Origin of the sequence: Neptuniibacter sp. CAU 1671, assembly GCF_029222905.1 — a bacterium.
Taxonomy (GTDB): Bacteria; Pseudomonadota; Gammaproteobacteria; order Pseudomonadales; family Balneatricaceae; genus Neptuniibacter.
In genome coordinates this window covers 271,851-292,312 of sequence record NZ_JARHUE010000001.1, presented here as the reverse complement: position 1 = coordinate 292,312, position 20,462 = coordinate 271,851, and the positions used below count along the sequence as shown (strand labels likewise).

Sequence of the window (20,462 nt, the reverse complement as noted above, 5' to 3'; positions counted from 1 at the left end):
ATAGTTTGATGTCCCAACCGATACCCAAAAAAGCTGTTGTGCTTTTGTCTGGTGGCCTGGATTCCGCCACTGCACTGGCAATTGCCACTGATCAGGGCTTTACCTGTTACGCGCTGAGTTTTGATTATGGCCAGCGTTCGGTAACGGAGCTGAATGCTGCCCGCCGCGTGGCCGCTCAGCTACATGTTGCCGATCACAGGGTTATACGTCTGCACCTGGAAGATTTTGGTGGTTCCGCGCTGACGGATCATGCCATAGAGGTTCCGGATCAGCTCAGCGAAGAGATTCCGGTCACCTATGTTCCTGCTCGCAATACAGTATTTTTGTCCCTTGCGCTGGGTTGGGCTGAAGTGCTGGATGCTGAAGCGATTTTTATCGGTGTCAATGCGGTTGATTACTCCGGCTATCCGGATTGCCGGCCTGAATACATTGCTGCGTTTCAGACCATGGCCAATCTGGCGACTAAACGCGGGGTTGAAGGCCAGGTGATTCGTATTGAAACGCCCCTGATTCATCTAACTAAACAGGACATTATCCTCACCGGTACCCAGCTGGGGCTTAATTATGCGGATACTGTCTCCTGTTATCAGGCTGATGCGGATGGATGTGCCTGTGGTCGTTGTGACAGCTGTCGCTTGCGTGCCCAGGGCTTTGCTGCCGCAGGCCTGGAAGACCCCACACGTTACGCTTAATCTTGATTTTACTGCTTGCATCGGTAACATAGCGCCTCTTGTCGAGGGTCGTTAGCTCAGTCGGTAGAGCAGTTGGCTTTTAACCAATTGGTCATAGGTTCGAATCCTATACGACCCACCATTGACGCTGATGGCTGCTTTAAAGCTCAAGACCTGCCGATCTGTATCCGCTTCACTGTCCGGAACAACCCGCCAGCCTGAGTGTCCATCAGTGGAGAGTGCCAACCTAAAGATGATGGCCCGCCATGCTAAGTAAACAGGATATCTCCGACCGCATTCTGGTTCAGGAGCATTTTGCCAAAGAACACCTGCCAGATGATATGACAGCGGCTCAGGTTGCTGTCTACAAAACAGAAATTAAACAACTGCTGAAAGAGAAAGACGCCTGCCTTGTTGCGCATTACTACACGGATGCGCTGTTGCAGGAACTGGCGGATGAAACCGGCGGTTGTGTCTCCGATTCTCTGGAGATGGCTCGTTTTGGTAACGCGCATCCTGCTACAACTTTGATTGTGGCGGGGGTGAAGTTTATGGGTGAAACGGCAAAAATACTGACACCTGAGAAAAAGGTGATCATGCCAACGCTGGAGGCGACCTGTTCTCTGGATATTGGTTGTCCGATTGATGAATTCTCCGCGTTCTGTGATGCCCACCCGGATCATGAAGTGGTGGTGTATGCCAATACATCAGCAGCCGTTAAAGCCCGTGCTGACTGGGTTGTCACCTCCAGTATCGCACTACCGCTGGTGGAGCATCTGGCGGATCAGGGCAAGAAGATTATCTGGGCACCGGATAAACATCTGGGTACCTATGTTCAGCGTAAAACCGGCATTGAGATGCTGATGTGGGATGGTGCCTGCATTGTGCATGAAGAGTTCAAGGCCAAGGGTATCCTTGATCTGAAAAATGTTTACCCCGATGCGGCAATTCTGGTGCACCCGGAATCACCGGATGCAGTCGTGGATATTGCTGATGCGGTGGGTTCTACTAGCCAGCTTATTCAGGCTGCACATGATCTGCCAAATGAGCAGTTCATCGTCGCAACCGATAAGGCGATTTTCTACAAAATGCGCCAGGCCGCACCCGGTAAAACCTTTATTGAGGCACCCACCGGTGGCAGTGGCGCCACCTGTCGAAGCTGCGCGCATTGCCCCTGGATGGCGATGAATGGTCTGGATAATTTGCTGCAGGCTTTGAAAACCGGTCAGGACGAGATTCTGGTTGATGAGTCTTTGATTGTAGATGCAAGACGTCCGTTACAGCGGATGCTGGATTTCTCTGCCAGTCTGAAACGCTGAACCTGATCGCTGAAGAGGTTTAGAAATCCATCTTCAGCGATTCTCTCACTTGTAGTGCTTCCTCTTTTTGTTGCTCAAAGCGCGCTTTTTCATAGTCGGAAAGTTGCGGTTCCCGCAGGGCAAAATCGATCTGCTGCAGGGCCCGGTCAACGTTGGCGGTCAGCAGAAAAAACTCAATGCGTGCTTCGTGTACACCGACAATGTCTCCGGCCAACCCGTAAGCTTCGGCCAACAGATACCATGCCCGAGAATCTCTGGGGTGGTTATTCAGATAGTTGCGGTAAATTTTCACGGCCTGAGCGGCCTGGCCTGATTTTGTCAGGCTTTCTGCGTACAGAAAAGAAACCGCCTGACTGTCTGGATAGAGCTGATGTAAGGATTGCAGTTGTTCATTGGCAGCAGAGAATTGTTCCTGCTGCATCAACAACTCAGCTGCCAACAGACGACTGGCCAGTTGCTGTTTGAAAGGTTCGCTGAAGGCCTGTTGATACTGTTTGGCTTCGTCAAACTTCTTCAGCTCCATGGCAGAGTAGGCCAGAGCATAACGTAAGCTGTCATTATCCTGATCTTTTTCGGCCTGGTAGTGGGCATATAGCTCTTCGGGTTTATCGGCGTAATGGGCCTGAATCCGGGCTTTAACCAGATTGAAATCAAGCGTGTTGCTGTTGCGTTTGCCTTCGGGCAGTCGGGCGGCACGGTTCTGGCTTTCTGCAATTCGGGCCTGGGTAATTGGGTGCGTAAGCAGGAATTCGGGCGGTGTCCGGCTGAAACGCGTAGTCTGCTGAATCTGGGCGAACATGTCTGGCATCGCATTGGGATCATATCCTGATGCCGCCAGTGTCTGCATGCCAATATAATCGGCTTCACGTTCATTCTGACGACTGAATGCCAGACGGGAAGAGACGGATGCCGCCAGGGATGACTGTATGGCGGCAACCCCGGCCTGAGGGTCTGCAGCGGCTACCAGAATGCTGGCCAGAATGGAGGCCAGCATGACCGGATGATTGCGTCGTTGCTCTTCAAGCTGTGAGGCAAAGTGGCGTTGGCTCAGGTGTGCCAGCTCATGTGCCAGTACTGATGCCAGTTGTGCTTCATTTTCGGCATAGAGTAACAGGCCTGCATGGATGCCAATAATCCCGCCGGGGACGGCAAATGCATTCAGAGTTGGATTATCCACGACAATAATTTGCAGACGTCTGTCGCTGAGTTCACTGTAGGTCACCAGTTTCCAGGTCAGCTCTTCAAGATACTGGGTGACCTGAGCATCTTCATACAGGCGACCATTGCCGCGCAGCATGCGTGCCCAGGCTTCACCTAACTGATACTCCTGTTCACTGCTGATAGCACTGTAGCCACCACCAAGCTCAGGCAGCGAGGTGTCTGCATGCGCAGAAGAGAGCAGCGCAATAAGGCAGAGGGCGATGTTCTGTACTGTCCGTTTAAGCATAAATTCAATGTATACCCGGTGCTAATCCCTTGGCTCTGGTATATAGTGCGGAAGTTGCAGTCTCTCTACAACCAGTGTTTTTACATGTCTGAATATTCAATCGATCAAATACTTGATGCCTCTGGTTTACGTTGCCCATTGCCACTATTGAAAGCAAAACAGGCACTGAATGCCATGGCGTCAGGTCAAGTTCTGAAGGTGCTGGCAACAGATCCGGGGTCGATTCGTGATATCAAGGCCTATACCGATCAGTCAGACCATCAGTTATTGGAAATGTTCACAGAATCTGAACCTTACACCTATATTATTCGTCGGGGTTAAGGGTGTCAGGTCGGCTTTAACAACGTTAATTTATCCGGGAATCGCCCATGCGCAAGATATTCAGCAAATGGATTGATCGTTACTTTTCAGACGAAGAAGCTTTGTTACTGTTTATTCTGCTGGCCGGTGCACTGGTTATTATTCTTACCTTGGGGCAAACGCTGGCCCCGGTTTTTGCGGGTATTATCCTGGCGTTTCTGATGCAGGGTGGCGTTGAGCGCCTCTCCAGCCTGAAAGTGCCGCATACCCTCTCGGTCATCTTGGTGTTTCTGGCCTTTGTCGGTTTTCTGATGGCCTTTATGTTGTTCGTGATGCCGCTGGCCTGGAAACAGGCGGTGAATCTGTTTAATGAGCTGCCTAGGATTATGGCGGAAGTGCAGAATGTGTTGCTGCTGTTGCCTGAACGATTCCCGGGGCTTATCACGGCTGCACAGGTAAAGGATTTAACCAATCTGGCGGGCAGCGAGTTGTCAAAAATGGGCCAGTTACTGGTGACCTTCTCGCTTAACTCCATCACAAACATCATCGCGTTGCTGATCTATCTGGTGCTGGTGCCTATCCTGGTGTTTTTCTTTCTGAAGGATGGGAAATCCCTGGCCCGTTGGTGGACCTCATTCCTGCCGGAAAAAAAGGTCATGATGACTCAGGTCTGGCTGGAAATGGATCAGCAGATTGCCAATTACATCCGCGGCAAAGCGATTGAGATCGTGATTGTGGGTTCAGTGACCTATGTCACCTTCTTGTTGCTGGGCATTAATTACGCAGCGTTGCTGGCACTGTTGGTCGGCCTGTCGGTGCTGATTCCTTACATTGGAGCGGCGCTGGTAACCTTGCCAGTAGCACTGATCGCCTTCTTTCAGTGGGGCTGGAGCGGCGACTTTATGTATCTGATGATCGCGTACGCAATTATTCAGGCACTTGATGGCAACGTGCTGGTGCCGCTGCTCTTCTCAGAAGCAGTCAATCTGCACCCGGTTTCTATTATCGTCTCGGTACTGGTCTTTGGGGGGCTTTGGGGTTTCTGGGGCGTGTTCTTTGCGATTCCACTGGCGACGCTGCTCAAAGCGGTGATGAACGCCTGGCCCAGGGCACATCAGGTCATTACTGAAGAGCAGGTTCCATCAGAGCTGCCTCAGTAATGACCTTGTCGGCTCAGGCGTTATTGAGTGCCTGAGCCGCAGCCAGTACTTCGGCCACATGGCCTTTAACCTTCACCGCGCGCCATTCCTGACTCAGGTTACCTTTTGCATCAATCAGGAAGGTTGAACGGTCCACGCCCATATATTCTTTGCCGTAGAGTTTCTTGAGTTTGATCACATCAAACAGCTTACACACGGTTTCTTCCGGATCAGAGATCAGTTCAAACGGAAAACACTGTTTTGATTTGAAGTTTTCGTGTGACTTCAGGCTGTCACGGGAGACGCCGTAGATCACCGTATTTGCGGCTTTGAAATCCTCAATAGCATCACGAAACTCCTGACCCTCAGTGGTACAGCCCGGCGTACTGTCTTTTGGATAGAAATAAATCACCACCTGGGTACCGCGCAGTGCACTGAGAGAGAACTCAGAACCGCTGGTGGCGGGTGCGGTGAAATCGGGGACCGGTTGGTTGAGGCTGATGCTGCTCATAAGGCTTCCTTAGATCGTGTTTGATGGCTACTCAATATAGGGGAAAGTCGTTAAAATAGCGTCCCTTATATACGATACCAGATCCGGATTGGATGATAAGGTTGTAATAGCGCCGGTGGCAGAGTACTTTTGGCGCTTGCCTTAAAAACCATTCCTCTCGCGATGGAGAAAAGCATGATTACTGGCAGCATAGTTGCTCTTGTTACCCCAATGCATATGAACGGTGATGTCGACTGGGACAGTCTCGACAAGCTGGTGGATATGCATCTGGAGAAGGGCACGGATTCTATCGTTGCTGTGGGTACCACGGGTGAGTCCGCCACGCTGGATTGCTCGGAACATTGTGCAGTCATCAAACGTATTGTTGACCGTGTAGCGGGTCGTATGCCTGTGATCGCTGGTACGGGTGCGAACTCCACGACTGAAGCGATTGAGCTGACGGCAGAAGCTAAAAAAGTGGGTGCCGATGCCTGTCTGCTGGTGACCCCTTATTACAACAAACCAACTCAGGAAGGTTTGTACCAGCATTATAAAGCGGTGGCTGAAGCCGTGGATGTGGCTCAGATCCTGTATAACGTACCTGGCCGCACCGCCTGTGACATGTTGCCGGAAACAGTGCTGCGTCTGAGTTCTGTGCCAAATATCGTCGGTGTTAAGGAAGCCACCGGCAATCTGGACCGTGCCCGCTGGCTGATTGAACATTGCCCCAAAGATTTCGCGATCTATTCCGGCGACGATGCTACGGCGATTGAGCTGATTCTGGCAGGTGGTCACGGAAATATCTCCGTCACGGCGAACATTGCGCCGGCAGAGATGTCAGAGCTGTGTCGTCTGGGTTTGGCCGGTCAGGCTGATGAAGCCCGAGCCCTGCAGGCACGTCTGATGCCGTTGCATGAAAAACTGTTTGTTGAAGCAAACCCGATCCCCGTGAAATGGGCTATGGCTGAGATGGGGCTGATGGAGCATGGTATCCGTTTGCCACTGACCGTTCTGGCTGAGCAATATCACGAGGTAGTGCGTGACGCACTGCGTGCCAGCAAAATTATTTAAGTTGTGGTTGTGATGCAGAAAAAAACGTTAGTCCTATCCTTGGCAACACTGGCACTGAGTGCCTGCAGTGTTATGGAAAATAATCCGATCTATGGTGAGCAGGGTGTTGTCCGCGACCGTAGTCAGGATTATGAGAAATCTGAGCAGGGTAAACGCCTCAGTGTGCCAGCGCATCTTGATGCCAAGGTCACTGAAGACTCGCTGAAAATCCCTCAGGTCAGTGATGTGGGCTCTGCAAGGGTCGGTGACTTCGAAGTGCCTCGGCCCGAGTTTTTCTATGCAGAATCGGGCAGTGATGCCGTCAACCTCAAACGTGTTGAGGGTGAGAAACAGATCATTGTTGATGAAGGCATCACCAATGTGTGGGTAAAACTCACCGAATTCTGGTCGTTCAATAACATTTCACTGGATAAAACAGACCCTCGTAAAGGTGTGATGGAAACCCAGTGGATTCACAACGATGCCAAGGAGTTTGGTTTTGTTGATACCTGGATTAAACGTCTGACTTTCCAGGAGATTCCGGGCCCTACCAAGGATAAGCTGCAGGTCAAGCTGATGCCCGTTCCGGGACAGGGTGACCGTACCAGCATTGTTATGCGTCATGTGCGTTTTTCAGAAACTCAGGATATCCAGAACATTGACTGGGCCAATCAGGCTCGTGATGTCAGTTTCAAATCCGACATGATGTTTGAAATGCTGCGTTACCTGAGTAAAGCAACCGGTGAGCGCAGTGCGCAGAGTCTGGTAGCGTTTCAGGATAAGCGTAAGGGTGGTACTCAGCTCGGTCGCGACTCCCGCGGGAATCCGGTTCTTAAAATTGATGCACCCATTGCCAAAGCCTGGGCTCTGGTGGATAAAGCGGTCGATGATGCGGACTTTGATGTCGGCACCCGTGATGCGACGGCGGGTGTGTTTTATATGACCTACACCACCTCTACCCCCTTTGATAAGCAGGAAGAGATGGGCTTTTTTGAATGGTTACATTCTGATCGTGGCCCTATCACCATCTCTACCAGTGGTCTCTCCAATGCATTGGGTTTAGGTGCAGAAGAGAATCAGGGCGTCAGTTATACCTCCGGTAAAACGCTGGCTCGGATACAGGGTGTTGAGCCAGGTTCTACTGATCCGCTGGCCGATCCAAATGATAAGGCCAATCAGAAGGGTTATAAAATCTGGTTTGGTGGCAAGCCGATCTATGTGTTCGGTGGAGGCGAAGAGTCAGGCGTCTATAATGATTCTACAGGCCAGTTTGAGCATACCGGTCTGTATCAGCTCAAGCTGACCCGAACCCGTTCGGGTGCTTATCTGAGTGTGCAGACTGAAGAGGGACTCTCAGCCCCGGTTGTTGTGGCAGAAGAGATTCTGTGGGATATCAAGGACAGTCTGGCCAAAAAAGGCTAAGCCAAGTGTTTTGATGGAAGGGGGCTAAGGCCCCCTTATTTTTTGCCGTTTTTTCTCATTATCTTCAGGGCAACTAATAATGCGTGGAGTGATTCTCGACCTTGCTAGTATGGAAGACCTTGATCTGACGCCTGTTGCGAACCAACTGACGGCGCTGGATTGTCATATGATTTCATCCCCGGAACAGGTCGCAGAGCGTATTGCCGGATATGATCTGGTGATCACTAACAAGGTGGTACTTGATCAGGCGCTGATTGAGGCCGCACAAGAACTCAAACTCATCTGTGTGTTCGCAACCGGTACAGATGTGGTCGACAAAGTGGCTGCCCGTAACCGGGGTATTCCCGTTTGCAACGCGGTGGCCTATGGCGTTAATGCAGTTGCACAGCATGCCATTTCCATGATGCTGGCATTGCACACGCAGCTGATTGCTTACCATCAGGCTGTATTGCAGGGGCGTTGGGAGCAGTCTGAGCAGTTCTGTTTTCTCGATTATCCGATCAGGGAGATGTCTGGCCGTACCCTGGGCATAATTGGCTATGGCCATCTTGGACAGGCTGTTGCGACCTTGGCCAAGGCATTTGGTATGCAGGTTCTGGTGGCTGAACGACTCAACAGTACAGCCTGTCGGCCTGATCGTGTGTTACTGGATGAATTGTTGGCCCGGGCGGATGTTGTGTCGCTGCACTGTCCGCTGACGCCTGAAAATCGACACTTTATCAATGCAGAACGTCTGTCGCAGATGAAGCCCGGCAGTTTTCTGATCAATACGGCCCGCGGAGCTCTAGTGGATGAACAGGCCGTTGCGGATGCGCTGGTTGCCGGGCATCTGGGCGGGGTAGCAACGGATGTACTTGAGGAGGAGCCGTCGCGCGGGGAAAGTCCGCTACGTAAACTGACGCATCCCAATCTGATTATTACGCCGCACATTGCCTGGGGCAGTGTTGAGGCCCGTCAGCGCATCATTCAGCAGACAGCCGAAAACATCGAAGCGTTTCAGCAGGGCAAAGCGCTGCGTATTGTGAATTAAAACGGGCAGGCAGCAAAAAGACTCAGAGTTGCGCCAGTGGTCGGATGGGGCAGGCTAAGCGCTTCAGCATGCAGAAACATGCGTTCTCTATTATGAAGAGACGCGACTGGGGCATAGAAACGGTCCCCGATAATCGGATGTCCAATCGCCTGCATATGTACCCTGAGCTGGTGGGAGCGGCCAGTAACAGGCTGTAACAGTACCCGACTGCCCAGCGGTTCATCAGCCAGTTTACGCCAGTGAGTCAGGGCGTGTTTGCCCTGTTCGTGATCGACAATCTGCAGTGGCCGGTTTTCCCAGTCGCAGCGCATGGGCAGGTCAATTGTGCCGTGACACTCTTCAAGATTTCCGTTTACGATAGCAATATAGTGTTTTTCAGTGTGCCGCTGCTGAAAGGCCAGGCCCAGGCCGCGCTGGGCGTCCAGAGTCAGGGCAAACACCAAAATGCCTGAGGTGGCATAATCAAGGCGATGCACTACCCGCGCAGTGGGAAATTCCTGCTGTACACGGCGCCAGGCACAATCCTGCTTATCTTCACCACGTCCGGGTACCGACAACAGATCTTCAGGTTTGTTGATCGCCACCAGATCGTGATCGGCATACAACACTTCAAGTGACATTAACTGGCCTCAAACAGCGCCAGTGATTCGATGTGAGAGGTCTGAGGGAACATATCCATCACACAGAATCGGGTCAGCTTATAACCCTGTCGGGCCAGCAGTTCACCATCCCGGGCCAGAGCTGCCGGATTACAGGACACATAGAGAATCGCAGAGGCATTGTACTGACTTATCTGGGTTAAAAGTTCTGCCGCGCCTGTGCGGGGTGGGTCCAGCAGTATTTTGTCAAAACCCTGCTTGAACCAGGGTTGCGCGCGCAGGTCGCTGCTGAGATCGGCACGATAAAACTCACAGTTCTCCAGCCCATTCAGTACTGCGTTGTCACGTGCCCGTTCCACCATTTTTTCGACGCCTTCCACGGCGACAACCTGGCCCGCCTGTGTTGCCAGCGGCAGGGTAAAGTTGCCGATGCCGGCAAACAGGTCCAGTACACGTTCACCGGGTTTGATATCCAGCCACTCCATGGCGCGGTTTATCATGGCGCGGTTGATCTCTGTATTGACCTGAATGAAATCACCCGGCTCAAAATGCAGGGTCAGATTGTAGTCTGGCAGGGTGTAATTCAAAGTCGGCTCAAATGAACCCATACGTTGTACAGGTCCCTGATCCGGCTCCAGGTACAGCCCAAACTGATGCGCGTCGGTCAGCGAAGTCAGAGCACCCAGCAGTGATTCTGGCAGTGCTTTTTTAATCCGCAACAGAAGTGCGCCGTCCTGATCCCCCAGAATCACTTCGGCATGGGTGATCTGCTTGAATTGATCGGCGGATTCCAAAATAGCGGGTAGCTGTTTCAGCAGTGCATTGATCGCGGGCTGAACCACGGAGCACTGGTCGACAGACGTCAGCTTATTGCTGCCCCGGCGGCGAAAACCGACCAGCGCTGAACCATCCTTCTGGCGTTGATTGATACCAATGCGACAGCTGCGGCGGTAATGCCAATGTGGCCCTGCAATCGGCAGTTCAATATTAAGTGGCGTTAATCCGCCCAGACGTTGCAGTTGCTCAAGGACAAGCTGTTGTTTGTTGGTGAGCTGTTCAGCACTGCTCAGATGCTGCAAATCACAGCCGCCACACTGGCTGTAATGGGGGCAGGCGGGTTCAGCCCGAGCGGGCGCAGGATTAACAACCTCAGTGCATTCGGCTTCATCAAAACGGCGATGCTGTTTGAGAAGTTTGAATTTGACCGTTTCACCGGGCAGTGCACCACTGATAAAAATGGTTTTTCCGGAATGCTTGGCAATACCGCGCCCCTCATGGCTCAGGGACTCAATCTGCAGCGTCTCTGGCAGCGGGCTATTTGTTCGTTTGGTGGCAGGCCGGGCCTGAAACAGTGAAGGTTTGCGTTTCATGGTTGTCCAATCAGACGTAAAAGCGGAATTTTAACAGAATGCGTTATGAAATGGCGCAGTTTGCGTGGTGTCAGTGGAGTGTTGTAGCGCTTTTTCAGTACACTAGTGCAAACATGATAATGAGACCCAATTGTATGACCGTTGAACACCCATTTGCGCCCTATGTACGTATTCTTGGCAAGGGAAAATCCGGTAGCCGTTCACTGGATCGGGAAGAAGCCCGTATCGCCATGGGCATGATTCTGGATGGCGAAGTACGTCCGGAACAGTTGGGTGCCTTTTTAATGCTGTTAAGGGTTAAAGAGGAAGCGCCTGAAGAGCTGGCGGGTTTTGCTGATGCGGTAAGAGAGCGTTACGCGCCCCCGGCCAGCCTCAAAGTGGATCTGGACTGGTCCAGTTACGCCGGTAAAAAACGCCGCCATACCTGGTATCTGCTGGTGGCATTGTGTCTGGCTTCTCATGGTTATCGAATCTTTATGCATGGTGCGCGCGGCCATACACCGGGCCGTATCTATGTGGAAGACATGCTGGGACAGTTTGGTCTGAAACCGGCCAGTGACTGGGTCTCTGCAGCAACAGAGCTGGATCGTTGTGGATTTACCTATCTGTCGATTGATCATTTCTGCCCGCCGCTGGGGGATATTATCCAGTTGCGCTCTATTATGGGACTGAGGTCGCCGGTGCACACGCTGTGCCGGATGTTGAATCCGCTGGATGCGCGCTGCAGTATCGACGGGGTGTTCCATCCGGCCTATGGCCCTATGCATCAACGTGCAGCCAGCCTGCTGGGTACCCAGAGAAACCTCACCATGAAAGGGGATGGGGGTGAAGCAGAGGCACGTCCGGATGCGGATTGTCAGTTGCAGTGGGTACTTGAGGGTGAACTGGTTGAGTGTCTGTGGCCACGCACCGTGGGGCAGCGTTTTATGAAGGAAGACGAGCTGAAGCCAGAGGTACTCAAAGAAGTATGGTTAGGCACCGGGTCGCATCCCTATGGCGAAGCGGCGGTTATCTCTACCCTGGCGGTTGTTTTGCAACTGCTGGGCGAAGCCGGTGATCAGGCGGCGCTGCTGCAACGTGCTGAACAACTGTGGCAGCAGCGCAAGATCGAATGTTTCGCCTAATCGCGACGTAATTTATCGCTCACTGCAATTGGTGAAGGATAGTTCAGCACCACAATATAACTGGAGAAGAGGAAGGTGAGGATGGCGGTGGCCTGAATCAAATGTGATGCTTCCTCACCAATCAGGGCAGCGCTGGCGGCAATATAAGCGATCAGAAGTGAAAACTCGCTGATCTGCCCCAGCCGGAAACCGACCTCCCAACCCAGCTCTTTGGATTCGTCAATTCGGCTTAACAGAACCCGGAAAATCATCGGTTTCAACGCCAGAACCAGCATCGCCAAAATGATCGCCGGCAGTGCGATCATTTCCAACAGGCCCAGATTGAAGCTGGCACCAATCGAGAAGAAAAACAGAATCAGGAAGAAGTCGCGCAGAGGTTTCAGGCTGACGGCGATGTATTGTGAAATCGGGCTGGTGGCCAGTGCGACACCGGCGACAAAGGCACCAATTTCAGCAGACAAACCACAGAGGTTGGCGACTTCAGCCATGCCCAGACACCAGCCGATTGCCAACAGGAAAATGTATTCGTGAAAGCGGTCAAAGCGACTGATCAGTTTCAGCAGGACGTAACGCACAATCACGTAAGCGAGGAGTATCAACAACGGCAATGCGGCGAGCGCCTTGGCAAACTCGATCATGGTGCCATCGGATTCTGCGCCCCCCATGCTGTTATACAGGAATAGCAGTACCAAAATGGCAATAAGGTCCTGTAGCAGCAGCAGACCTACCACCAGCTCCCCTGTATGGCGGTGATGCAGTACGGTGGTGGGTAGCAGTTTTATGCCGATGATGGTGCTGGAGAACATCAGTGCGGCACCCACGACAATGGACTCGGTCTGGGTAAAACCAAACAGCAGGCTGACGCCATAGCCCAGCAGGAAAAACAGCACTGAGCTGCCGATGGCCACCAGCGTGGCCTTTTTCAGCATGTGTATCAGGTGGCTCGGCTGCATATCCAGACCCAGCAGAAACAGCAGAAAAATAATGCCAGCATGGGAAATATCGGTCATCAATTCGGTATCAGATACCAGTGATAAACCGTATGGGCCGATCATGGCCCCCAATGCGATATAGGCCACCAGCAGCGGTTGGCGGGTGTACAAAGCCAGGGAGGCCAGAATGGCGGCACCGGTAAAAATCAGGAAGAAAGAAAATACGAGTGACTGATGATCCATGTTCAGAGGCCCCGGCAAAACATACGTCTACTGTATCAAATGATTAGATCTTAAGTCTAACAGTGCAAGTTGAAATAGGCGTGCGTAAATTATAATAAATTATTTTATTTCAAAACGTTAGATTCTAATATTTATCCATTTTCTGGCTCGCCAGATATGTACAAATACCATGGAAGAAAGCGATCTGTGCAGTAACTGGACCCACCAGATACCGAGCAGACCAAACCCCAGTACAGGGCCAATCAGCCAGGCAAGAGGCAGAAAAAACAGCCACTGTCCCAGGCTGCTGATGAGTAATACGGTGCGGTTTGCACCAGCGCCAAGCAGTGCCTGAGTAAAGACAATCGCTGCAACGTCCAGGCAGATCCCGGCTGCTGTGAGTTGCAGGGGCAGGGCCGCCTGTTCAATCAGGCTCTGAGATTGTAAAAAAATGCTCAATATCCATTGCGGCGTGAGCCATAGAGGCAGGCTGAGAACTGCCACGGTGATAATCGCTGTGCGCCATACCGCCCAGCCCCATTTATAAGCTTCAGATGTTTTCCCGGCCCCCAGCGCATGACTGACCAGTGAAGTGGCGGCCACACCAAAGCCTACTGCCGGAAGAATCAGGAACAACGCCAGGTTGATCAGCACATGAGCAATGGCCTGCTCCTGGGTACCCAGATGGCCGACAATCCAGACCAGTACGCAGATGGCGAGTGCAAACAGCAGTTGCTGAACGGTATGCGGAATCGACAACCTCAGTAGCGAGACGATAGCCGACGAGGACTGTCTGCGGATCTTCATAAAACCCGCTGGACGTGCATCACGCCAGACTAAAAAAGCGTTACACAGACAGCCGATGTACAGGGCGATCGCTGTGCCCAGACCTGCGCCAGGAGCCCCCAAACGAGGTAATCCGAGATGACCAAAGATCAGGGCGTAACTCAGGATGACATTGAGCAGATGGGTAACCAGCAGGACTTTTACATAAATTACAGGGCGCTGGGTGCCGTTCCACCAACCGCGGAATGAGAGGTTCAGACCAATTGCCAGCATGGCAGCGGTGCGGTAATCAAAATAGCCTGATGCGATCTCTGCTACCGCAGGGTCAGGGTTCATGAGGCTGACTAAGGGTGCAGAAAAGGCAATAAACAGCAGGCTCAGGGGCAGGGCGTAGATAAAGGAGATCAGAATGCCCCAGTGAACAGGCCGGGCGGCCTCGGTAAATCTCTGCTCACCACGACGGCGGGCAACCAGTGTCTGTACCCCGGAGGAGAGACCCAGCACCAGACTGATGGCGACAAAATTGGCGTAACTGCCGATGCCAATTCCTGCCAGAGCCGCTGCACCCAGTCGGCCAACCAGCGCAGCATCCACCAGGTTAATCACGCTCTGGGACAGCATGCCACCAATGATAGGTAGGCCAAGACTCAGAATTGTTTTATAACGGCGGCTGGCTGGCATGGAGATCAGGGACGACTGGAAAAGCGGCAGTGTATCAGAAAAAAAATTCCAGCGAGCTGTATAATATCTGACCAATTTACTAGGGTATAATAAGGGTGTATCCTAGACCCATTATTCTGCAGTGCACATACAGGAATATCATGACTATTACCGTTACCCCATCTGCCGAAGAGTATCTGGCAGAACTGTTGTCCAATCAGGATGTAAAAGGTATGGCGGTTCGTATCTTTATCACGCAGCCGGGTACCCCTCAGGCCGAGACGTGCCTGGCGTATTGCCGTCCGGACGAAGTGAATGAAGAAGACGAGATCATGGAGTTGATTCAGGTCCGCTTTTACATTGAAAAGAACAGCATCCCGTACCTTGATGAAGCCTTTATCGACTTCTCTAAAGACCGCATGGGTGGCCAGCTGACCATCAAGGCGCCCAATGCCAAGGTGCCGAAGGTGTCTGAAGACAGCCCGATTGATGAACAGATTCGTTATATCCTTTATACCGAAATCAACCCTGGTCTGGCTTCCCATGGTGGCGAGGTCAAGCTGATTGAGCTGGTTGAAGAAGAGGAAGGTTTGATCGCTATCCTGAAATTTGGCGGTGGTTGCCAGGGTTGCAGTGCTGTCGATCTGACACTGAAGGATGGTGTAGAGCGTACATTGATTGAGCGCATTCCGCCGTTGGTAGGTGTACGCGACGTCACCGACCATACTGTTCGTGAAAATGCCTACTATAAATAAGCGTATAAATATTCACTCGCTATTACTTTGTTTGTCTTCTGTTTATTGATATAAGCTAGGTAAGTGCCCACGTTTTAGTGGGCCTTCCAGCGATCCAATTTAGACCGCCTTCAAGTGTTACATTTTTAATTTCAGATACTTGTAAAAGCGTTTCTGACCCCCATGTAACCCTAATCGCGTTTCTAAAAGTTCTTCCGCAGTGCATCGCGGACCGATTGACGAGGCTGCTCTATCATGACGCATCAAGAATCTCAGACCCTGCAGGTGATTGAACTACCCGTATTGCCCCTTAGGGATGTGGTGGTTTATCCGCATATGGTAATCCCGCTGTTCGTTGGTCGGGAAAAATCTATTCAGGCACTTGAAGCCGCCATGGCCGGGGATAAAGAGATCCTTCTGGTCGCTCAGAAAAATGCCTCTGATGATGAACCCACTGTTGAGGACCTGTTCCCGGTGGGTACTGTAGCCAGTGTGCTGCAGATGCTGAAACTGCCGGACGGTACCGTGAAGGTACTGGTTGAAGGTGATTACCGCGCAGCCATTCAGTCTCTGGATGAAGTGGATGGTTTTTTTACTGCCAAGCTGAGCATGCTGGAGATCGAAGAGCTGTCCGAAGCAGAAGGCGAACTCTACAAGCGTACCGTGCTGGAGCAGTTCGAGCGTTTTCTGCAGGTCAATAAAAAAATCCCGGCAGAGGTGCTGACCTCACTGCAGAACATTGATGACAGTGGCCGTCTGGCAGATACCATTGCCGCGCATATGTCGCTGAAGCTGGATGAAAAACAGCGTCTGCTGGAGATGACCAGCAACAAAGAACGCCTTGAGCATCTGATGGCGCTGATGGAATCTGAAATCGACCTGGTAGAGGTCGAGAAACGGATTCGTGGTCGCGTTAAAAAGCAGATGGAAAAGAGCCAGCGCGAGTACTATCTCAACGAACAGATGAAAGCGATCCAGAAAGAGTTGGGTGACCTGGATGAGTCCGGCACCAACGATATGGATGAGCTGAAAAAACGCATCCAGGAGGCCAAAATGCCTCAGGAAGCGTTTGATAAAACCATGAATGAATACAACAAGCTGAAGATGATGTCGCCGATGTCCGCTGAAGCCACTGTTGTGCGTGGTTATATCGACTGGATGTTACAGATTCCATGGTCGAAGCGCTCTAAAGTGCGTCTCGATATGAAACGTGCGGAAAAAATTCTCAACGAAGACCACTACGGTCTGGAAGAGGTTAAAGATCGCATCCTCGAATATCTGGCGGTACAGAAACGGGTCCGTAAACTGAAAGGTCCGATCCTCTGTCTGGTTGGACCTCCGGGTGTGGGTAAAACCTCTCTGGGACGTTCTGTAGCCCGCGCCACCAACCGTGAGTATGTCCGTATGGCGCTCGGCGGTGTGCGCGACGAAGCAGAAATCCGTGGTCACCGTCGTACCTACATCGGTTCAATGCCCGGCAAACTGCTGCAGAAAATGGCTAAAGTCGGTGTGAAAAACCCGCTGTTCCTGCTTGATGAAATTGACAAGATGGGCATGGATCAGCGTGGTGACCCGGCTTCAGCGCTGCTTGAGGTGCTGGACCCAGAACAGAACAACAGCTTCAACGACCATTATCTCGAAGTCGATTATGACCTGTCCGATGTAATGTTCGTCTGTACCTCCAACTCCATGAACATTCCGGGACCATTGCTGGACCGTATGGAGATCATCCGTATTCCGGGTTACACCGAGGATGAAAAGCTCAACATTGCCCGTAATTATCTGGTCAGCAAACAGTTCAAGAATAACGGTATCGGCAAAAATGAGGTCGTCATTGAAGACAGTGCGATCATCGGCCTGATTCGTTACTACACCCGTGAAGCCGGGGTGCGTGGACTGGAACGTGAGATTGCCAAGATCTGCCGTAAGGTGGTGAAAGAGCTGTCCCTGACCGATGACAAGCAGCGTCCGGTGAAGATCAGCGGTGCTGAACTGGAGAAATTCAGTGGTGTGCGCAAATACAACTTCGGTGTAGCTGAAGAGCAGGATCAGGTGGGTCTGGTGACCGGTCTGGCCTGGACGCAGGTGGGTGGGGATATCCTCAGCATCGAGACGGCTGTAGTGCCTGGTAAAGGCCGTCAGGTCACCACAGGTAGCCTGGGCGATGTAATGAAGGAATCGATCCAGGCAGCCCTGACCGTGGTGCGTAGCCGTGCTGAAGGTCTTGGTATTGATGCAGATTTTCATGAGAAACAGGATGTGCATATTCACGTTCCTGAAGGCGCTACACCTAAAGATGGCCCCAGCGCGGGTATCGGCATGTGTACTGCTTTAGTCTCTGTACTAACGAACATACCGGTGCGTGCTGACGTCGCTATGACCGGTGAAATCACGTTGCGTGGTCAGGTGTTGCAGATTGGCGGTTTAAAAGAAAAACTGCTGGCTGCCCACCGTGGCGGTATCAAGACCGTGATCATTCCAAAGGAAAATGAGCGTGATTTGAAGGAAATTCCGGACAATATCAAAGCAGATTTGCAGATAAAGCCGGTTAAGTGGATTGATGAGGTTTTGGACATTGCTCTGAAGTACCCGCCAAAGCCAAAGGCAAAGGACGAGAAAAAAGTCGTGGCGGGGAAGGAAAAGGGTAAAAAACCTGAGGCAGATCAGATCCAGCCACATTAGGGATTACAAGGGGTAGAAAGGTGTTAAGTGTTGTTGACACTCCTTTCTGCCCCTTGGTATAAATGCCAGACCATCTTGCTGGGCATGGATAACGGGACACCGAACAATAACGATCTATAAAGGGGAACAACGTGAATAAGTCTGAACTGATCGACGCTATCGCAGCTTCAGCCGACATTCCTAAAGCAGCCGCTGGACGTGCGCTGGACGCAACTCTGGAAGCAGTTTCTGGTGCACTTCAGAAAGGGGAGTCGGTATCACTGGTAGGTTTTGGTACTTTTGCAGTTAAAGAACGCGCTGCACGTACTGGTCGCAACCCACAGACCGGTAATCCTATCAATATCGCTGCGGCTACTCTGCCAACTTTCAAGCCTGGTAAGGCGCTGAAAGACGCAGTTAACAAATAAGGTTCGCACGCGTCAGAACCTGATTGTTTAAGGAGCGGTAGTTCAGTTGGTTAGAATACCTGCCTGTCACGCAGGGGGTCGCGGGTTCGAGTCCCGTCCGTTCCGCCAAATCTAGAGAAAGGCGCATTCCTTGAGAATGCGCTTTTTTTTGTGTACTTAGGGCCAGGAGTTAAGGGGTCATATGCTTCAGTCCATCCGGGATAATTCGCAGGGAATCGTAGCCAAAATCATTGTAGGCCTGATTGCCGTTACCTTTGCTTTGTTTGGTGTTGAGTCACTGGTCAGTCTTACTGCAGGCAGCAATGCACCGGCGACGGTGAATGGGACAGAGATTAGTCAGCAGGAGTTGATGCGGGGTGTACAGCTTCAGCGCCGTCAGATGCTGTCGCAAATGGGTGAAAATGCAGACCCTACGCTGCTGGATGACAACCTGATCACAGATATGGTGCTTAACAGCCTGATCGATCAGGCGGTACTGGTCCAGTCGGCAGAGTCACAGGGTCTGACTTTCAGCGATAATATGATCGACCAGATGATTGTCTCCACTGAAGCGTTTCAGGTGGATGGCAAATTCAGTCGTGACCAGTTTGAAGTTGTTTTGCGCAATGCAGGCCTGACGCCTTTGATGTACCGTCAGCTGTTGCGTAAAGAAAAACTGACCGAACAGGAAAGAATGGCCTATCTGGTTTCATCTTTTGCACTGCCTGATGAAGTAAAACAGGTGGTTGCTCTGGATCGGGAAACCCGTGATCTGCGCTACTTCACTCTGGATGCAGAACCGGTCAGAGCAGAGCTGCAGGTGTCTGAAGAAGAGCTGTCTGGCTATTATGCTGAACATCAGTCTGAGTTCCTGACCGATGAGCAGGTTGAGATTGAGTATGTGTTGCTTGATCAGGCAGTTCTGGCTGAACAGGTTGAGGTCACCGAAGCCGATCTTCAGGCTGCCTATGAAGACCTGAAAAACACCTACATTGCTCAGGAGCTGCGTCACTCTGCACATATCTTGGTTGAGATTAATGACCAGCAGGATAGCGCAGCAGCATTGGCTAAAGCGCAGGCGCTGGCTGAGCGCATTAACAATGGCGAAGCCTTCGAGACGATTGCTCAGGCTGAGTCTGATGATCCTGTTTCCGCAGAAATGGGCGGTGATCTCGGCACCAATGAACGGGGCGTCTTCTCCACTGAGTTTGAAGATGCACTGTATAGCCTGAAAGTCGGTGAAGTGTCTGCGCCGGTTAAAACCGAATTTGGTTATCACCTGATTAAACTGCTGAGTGTTGATCAGTCTGATGTACCAGCTTTTGCCGAGGCCGAAGCCGGACTGCGTGATCATCTGGTTCAGCAGCGCGCCGAAGAGCGTTACGTAGAAGAACTGGAACGTCTGGCGGACATCTCGTTTTCTGCGGGTGATCTGCGTGAGCCTGCTGAAGCACTGGGATTGACCATCGAAAAAGCGGGTCCATTTACCCGTTCGGGTGGTGAGGATGACGTTACTTCCAGTCCACGTTTGATTAACACTGCGTTTGATCCTGAGTTGATCAAGGAAGGCCTCAACAGCACGCCTGTTGAGATTGATTCCGGCCGCTCGGTTGTTCTGCGTGTTGTGGCACATCATGAGCCACGTGAGCAGACATTGGATGAGCTGCGTGATCAGTTGACCGCTCAGTTGACGGAAGAAAAACTGGCAGCTGAAATGGCCCAGCGGGCTAACGCGCTGCTGGCAAAACTGGAGGCGGGTGAACCATTGGAGAGCCTGTCTGCGGATGCAGAGGTTATCACTCAGGCCGGAGCAACCCGTGGTCAGCGTGAGATTCCAGCAGAAGTGCGTGAGCAGCTGTTCAAAATGCCTAAACCTGATGCTGATTCCAGTAGCTTTGCCATGGCTCCATTGATGGACGGTGGTGTCGCGATTATTGCACTGGATGCAGTGACTTCAGGTGAAGCGGATTTGAGTGAGCAGGAGCTGACAATGATGGCTCAGATGCTGAGTTCACGCCGTGGTCAGCAGAACTATCAGGCATTGGCGAACTACCTGAAGCAGCAGGCTGAGATTGAACGCCAATAACTTCCTGTTACAG

General features: G+C 51.9%; 18 protein-coding genes and 2 tRNA genes. 14 read left to right on the top strand and 6 right to left on the bottom strand.

The annotated features are described in order from the left end of the window. Positions 1-8: 8 nt before the first annotated feature. The 3 genes from queC (at position 9) to nadA (ending at position 1,990) form a co-directional block, all read left to right on the top strand. The gene (queC, locus tag P2G53_RS01380) at positions 9-692 is read left to right on the top strand and encodes a 7-cyano-7-deazaguanine synthase QueC (RefSeq protein WP_275812633.1); all 684 of its coding nucleotides are present in this window, start codon (positions 9-11) and stop codon (positions 690-692) included. A gap of 45 nt (positions 693-737) precedes the next feature. After that, positions 738-813: transfer RNA gene (locus tag P2G53_RS01375), tRNA-Lys, on the top strand. Between the two features lie 124 nt (positions 814-937). Then, positions 938-1,990, top strand: a complete 1,053-nt coding sequence (gene nadA / locus P2G53_RS01370; RefSeq protein ID WP_275812631.1) for a quinolinate synthase NadA — start codon at positions 938-940, stop codon at positions 1,988-1,990. Positions 1,991-2,009: 19 nt separating this feature from the next. Here the strand turns inward: nadA and P2G53_RS01365 are convergent, their stop codons facing one another. Further along, the gene (locus P2G53_RS01365; RefSeq protein WP_275812628.1) at positions 2,010-3,437 is read right to left on the bottom strand and encodes a M48 family metalloprotease; all 1,428 of its coding nucleotides are present in this window, start codon (positions 3,435-3,437) and stop codon (positions 2,010-2,012) included. 84 nt (positions 3,438-3,521) lie between these two features. Here P2G53_RS01365 and P2G53_RS01360 point away from each other — a divergent pair, with 84 nt between their 5' ends. After that, positions 3,522-3,758 carry a sulfurtransferase TusA family protein gene (locus tag P2G53_RS01360; RefSeq protein WP_275812625.1) on the top strand — a complete coding sequence of 79 codons (237 nt, stop codon included), beginning with the start codon at positions 3,522-3,524 and terminating at the stop codon, positions 3,756-3,758. Between the two features lie 47 nt (positions 3,759-3,805). Beyond that, positions 3,806-4,897: an AI-2E family transporter gene (locus P2G53_RS01355; RefSeq protein WP_275812622.1), complete on the top strand. Its 1,092-nt coding sequence runs from the start codon at positions 3,806-3,808 to the stop codon at positions 4,895-4,897. Between the two features lie 13 nt (positions 4,898-4,910). Here P2G53_RS01355 and P2G53_RS01350 read toward each other — a convergent pair whose 3' ends face one another. Further along, on the bottom strand, positions 4,911-5,387 hold the full coding sequence (locus P2G53_RS01350) for a peroxiredoxin (RefSeq protein WP_275812619.1): 477 nt from the start codon (positions 5,385-5,387) through the stop codon (positions 4,911-4,913). A 174-nt stretch (positions 5,388-5,561) separates the two neighbouring features. Here P2G53_RS01350 and dapA point away from each other — a divergent pair, with 174 nt between their 5' ends. The 3 genes from dapA to P2G53_RS01335 all read left to right on the top strand — a co-directional run bounded on the left by dapA (position 5,562) and on the right by P2G53_RS01335 (position 8,868). Beyond that, complete coding sequence (gene dapA, locus P2G53_RS01345) at positions 5,562-6,437, top strand: 4-hydroxy-tetrahydrodipicolinate synthase (protein WP_275812616.1); 876 nt, start codon at positions 5,562-5,564, stop codon at positions 6,435-6,437. Between the two features lie 72 nt (positions 6,438-6,509). After that, positions 6,510-7,838, top strand: coding sequence for an outer membrane protein assembly factor BamC (gene bamC / locus P2G53_RS01340; RefSeq protein ID WP_275812613.1), 1,329 nt, complete (start codon positions 6,510-6,512; stop codon positions 7,836-7,838). A 79-nt stretch (positions 7,839-7,917) separates the two neighbouring features. Further along, positions 7,918-8,868 (top strand): D-2-hydroxyacid dehydrogenase, encoded by a 951-nt coding sequence (locus P2G53_RS01335; protein ID WP_275812611.1) that lies wholly within the window; start codon positions 7,918-7,920, stop codon positions 8,866-8,868. Here the strand turns inward: P2G53_RS01335 and P2G53_RS01330 are convergent. Together P2G53_RS01330 and rlmD are read right to left on the bottom strand one after the other, a co-directional pair. Beyond that, complete coding sequence (locus P2G53_RS01330; RefSeq protein ID WP_275812609.1) at positions 8,865-9,488, bottom strand: pseudouridine synthase; 624 nt, start codon at positions 9,486-9,488, stop codon at positions 8,865-8,867. The two genes, P2G53_RS01335 and P2G53_RS01330, sit on opposite strands and share 4 nt — an antisense overlap. Then, positions 9,488-10,837: a 23S rRNA (uracil(1939)-C(5))-methyltransferase RlmD gene (gene rlmD / locus P2G53_RS01325; protein ID WP_275812606.1), complete on the bottom strand. Its 1,350-nt coding sequence runs from the start codon at positions 10,835-10,837 to the stop codon at positions 9,488-9,490. Before rlmD ends, P2G53_RS01330 begins: the two co-directional genes overlap by 1 nt. 134 nt (positions 10,838-10,971) lie before the next feature. On the opposite strand from rlmD, the gene P2G53_RS01320 reads away from it, so the two are divergent. After that, positions 10,972-11,961: a glycosyl transferase family protein gene (locus P2G53_RS01320; protein WP_275812603.1), complete on the top strand. Its 990-nt coding sequence runs from the start codon at positions 10,972-10,974 to the stop codon at positions 11,959-11,961. Here the strand turns inward: P2G53_RS01320 and P2G53_RS01315 are convergent. Beyond that, complete coding sequence (locus P2G53_RS01315) at positions 11,958-13,136, bottom strand: cation:proton antiporter (RefSeq protein WP_275812600.1); 1,179 nt, start codon at positions 13,134-13,136, stop codon at positions 11,958-11,960. The genes P2G53_RS01320 and P2G53_RS01315 overlap by 4 nt on opposite strands. A gap of 117 nt (positions 13,137-13,253) precedes the next feature. Beyond that, positions 13,254-14,582 carry an MATE family efflux transporter gene (locus P2G53_RS01310; RefSeq protein ID WP_275812597.1) on the bottom strand — a complete coding sequence of 443 codons (1,329 nt, stop codon included), beginning with the start codon at positions 14,580-14,582 and terminating at the stop codon, positions 13,254-13,256. Positions 14,583-14,722: 140 nt separating this feature from the next. Here P2G53_RS01310 and nfuA point away from each other — a divergent pair, with 140 nt between their 5' ends. From nfuA to P2G53_RS01285, 5 genes are all read left to right on the top strand, one after another. Further along, positions 14,723-15,316, top strand: coding sequence for a Fe-S biogenesis protein NfuA (gene nfuA, locus P2G53_RS01305; protein WP_275812594.1), 594 nt, complete (start codon positions 14,723-14,725; stop codon positions 15,314-15,316). A 234-nt stretch (positions 15,317-15,550) separates the two neighbouring features. Continuing rightward, entirely contained in the window at positions 15,551-17,977 is a 2,427-nt protein-coding gene (gene lon, locus P2G53_RS01300; RefSeq protein WP_275812591.1) for an endopeptidase La, read from the top strand. 116 nt (positions 17,978-18,093) lie between these two features. Next, on the top strand, positions 18,094-18,384 hold the full coding sequence (locus P2G53_RS01295) for an HU family DNA-binding protein (RefSeq protein ID WP_345799197.1): 291 nt from the start codon (positions 18,094-18,096) through the stop codon (positions 18,382-18,384). A gap of 31 nt (positions 18,385-18,415) precedes the next feature. Next, positions 18,416-18,492: transfer RNA gene (locus tag P2G53_RS01290), tRNA-Asp, on the top strand. A 73-nt stretch (positions 18,493-18,565) separates the two neighbouring features. After that, positions 18,566-20,449, top strand: a complete 1,884-nt coding sequence (locus tag P2G53_RS01285) for a SurA N-terminal domain-containing protein (RefSeq protein WP_275812586.1) — start codon at positions 18,566-18,568, stop codon at positions 20,447-20,449. The last annotated feature ends 13 nt before the right edge of the window (positions 20,450-20,462 follow it).

Bases quoted from the DNA above. Each gene is read 5' to 3' on its own strand.
- queC (WP_275812633.1), top strand. From the start codon at position 9: ATGTCCCAACCGATACCCAAAAAAGCTGTTGTGCTTTTGTCTGGTGGC.
- nadA (WP_275812631.1), top strand. From the start codon at position 938: ATGCTAAGTAAACAGGATATCTCCGACCGCATTCTGGTTCAGGAGCAT.
- P2G53_RS01365 (WP_275812628.1), bottom strand. From the start codon at position 3,437: ATGCTTAAACGGACAGTACAGAACATCGCCCTCTGCCTTATTGCGCTG.
- P2G53_RS01360 (WP_275812625.1), top strand. From the start codon at position 3,522: ATGTCTGAATATTCAATCGATCAAATACTTGATGCCTCTGGTTTACGT.
- P2G53_RS01355 (WP_275812622.1), top strand. From the start codon at position 3,806: ATGCGCAAGATATTCAGCAAATGGATTGATCGTTACTTTTCAGACGAA.
- P2G53_RS01350 (WP_275812619.1), bottom strand. From the start codon at position 5,387: ATGAGCAGCATCAGCCTCAACCAACCGGTCCCCGATTTCACCGCACCC.
- dapA (WP_275812616.1), top strand. From the start codon at position 5,562: ATGATTACTGGCAGCATAGTTGCTCTTGTTACCCCAATGCATATGAAC.
- bamC (WP_275812613.1), top strand. From the start codon at position 6,510: ATGGAAAATAATCCGATCTATGGTGAGCAGGGTGTTGTCCGCGACCGT.
- P2G53_RS01335 (WP_275812611.1), top strand. From the start codon at position 7,918: ATGCGTGGAGTGATTCTCGACCTTGCTAGTATGGAAGACCTTGATCTG.
- P2G53_RS01330 (WP_275812609.1), bottom strand. From the start codon at position 9,488: ATGTCACTTGAAGTGTTGTATGCCGATCACGATCTGGTGGCGATCAAC.
- rlmD (WP_275812606.1), bottom strand. From the start codon at position 10,837: ATGAAACGCAAACCTTCACTGTTTCAGGCCCGGCCTGCCACCAAACGA.
- P2G53_RS01320 (WP_275812603.1), top strand. From the start codon at position 10,972: ATGACCGTTGAACACCCATTTGCGCCCTATGTACGTATTCTTGGCAAG.
- P2G53_RS01315 (WP_275812600.1), bottom strand. From the start codon at position 13,136: ATGGATCATCAGTCACTCGTATTTTCTTTCTTCCTGATTTTTACCGGT.
- P2G53_RS01310 (WP_275812597.1), bottom strand. From the start codon at position 14,582: ATGCCAGCCAGCCGCCGTTATAAAACAATTCTGAGTCTTGGCCTACCT.
- nfuA (WP_275812594.1), top strand. From the start codon at position 14,723: ATGACTATTACCGTTACCCCATCTGCCGAAGAGTATCTGGCAGAACTG.
- lon (WP_275812591.1), top strand. From the start codon at position 15,551: ATGACGCATCAAGAATCTCAGACCCTGCAGGTGATTGAACTACCCGTA.
- P2G53_RS01285 (WP_275812586.1), top strand. From the start codon at position 18,566: ATGCTTCAGTCCATCCGGGATAATTCGCAGGGAATCGTAGCCAAAATC.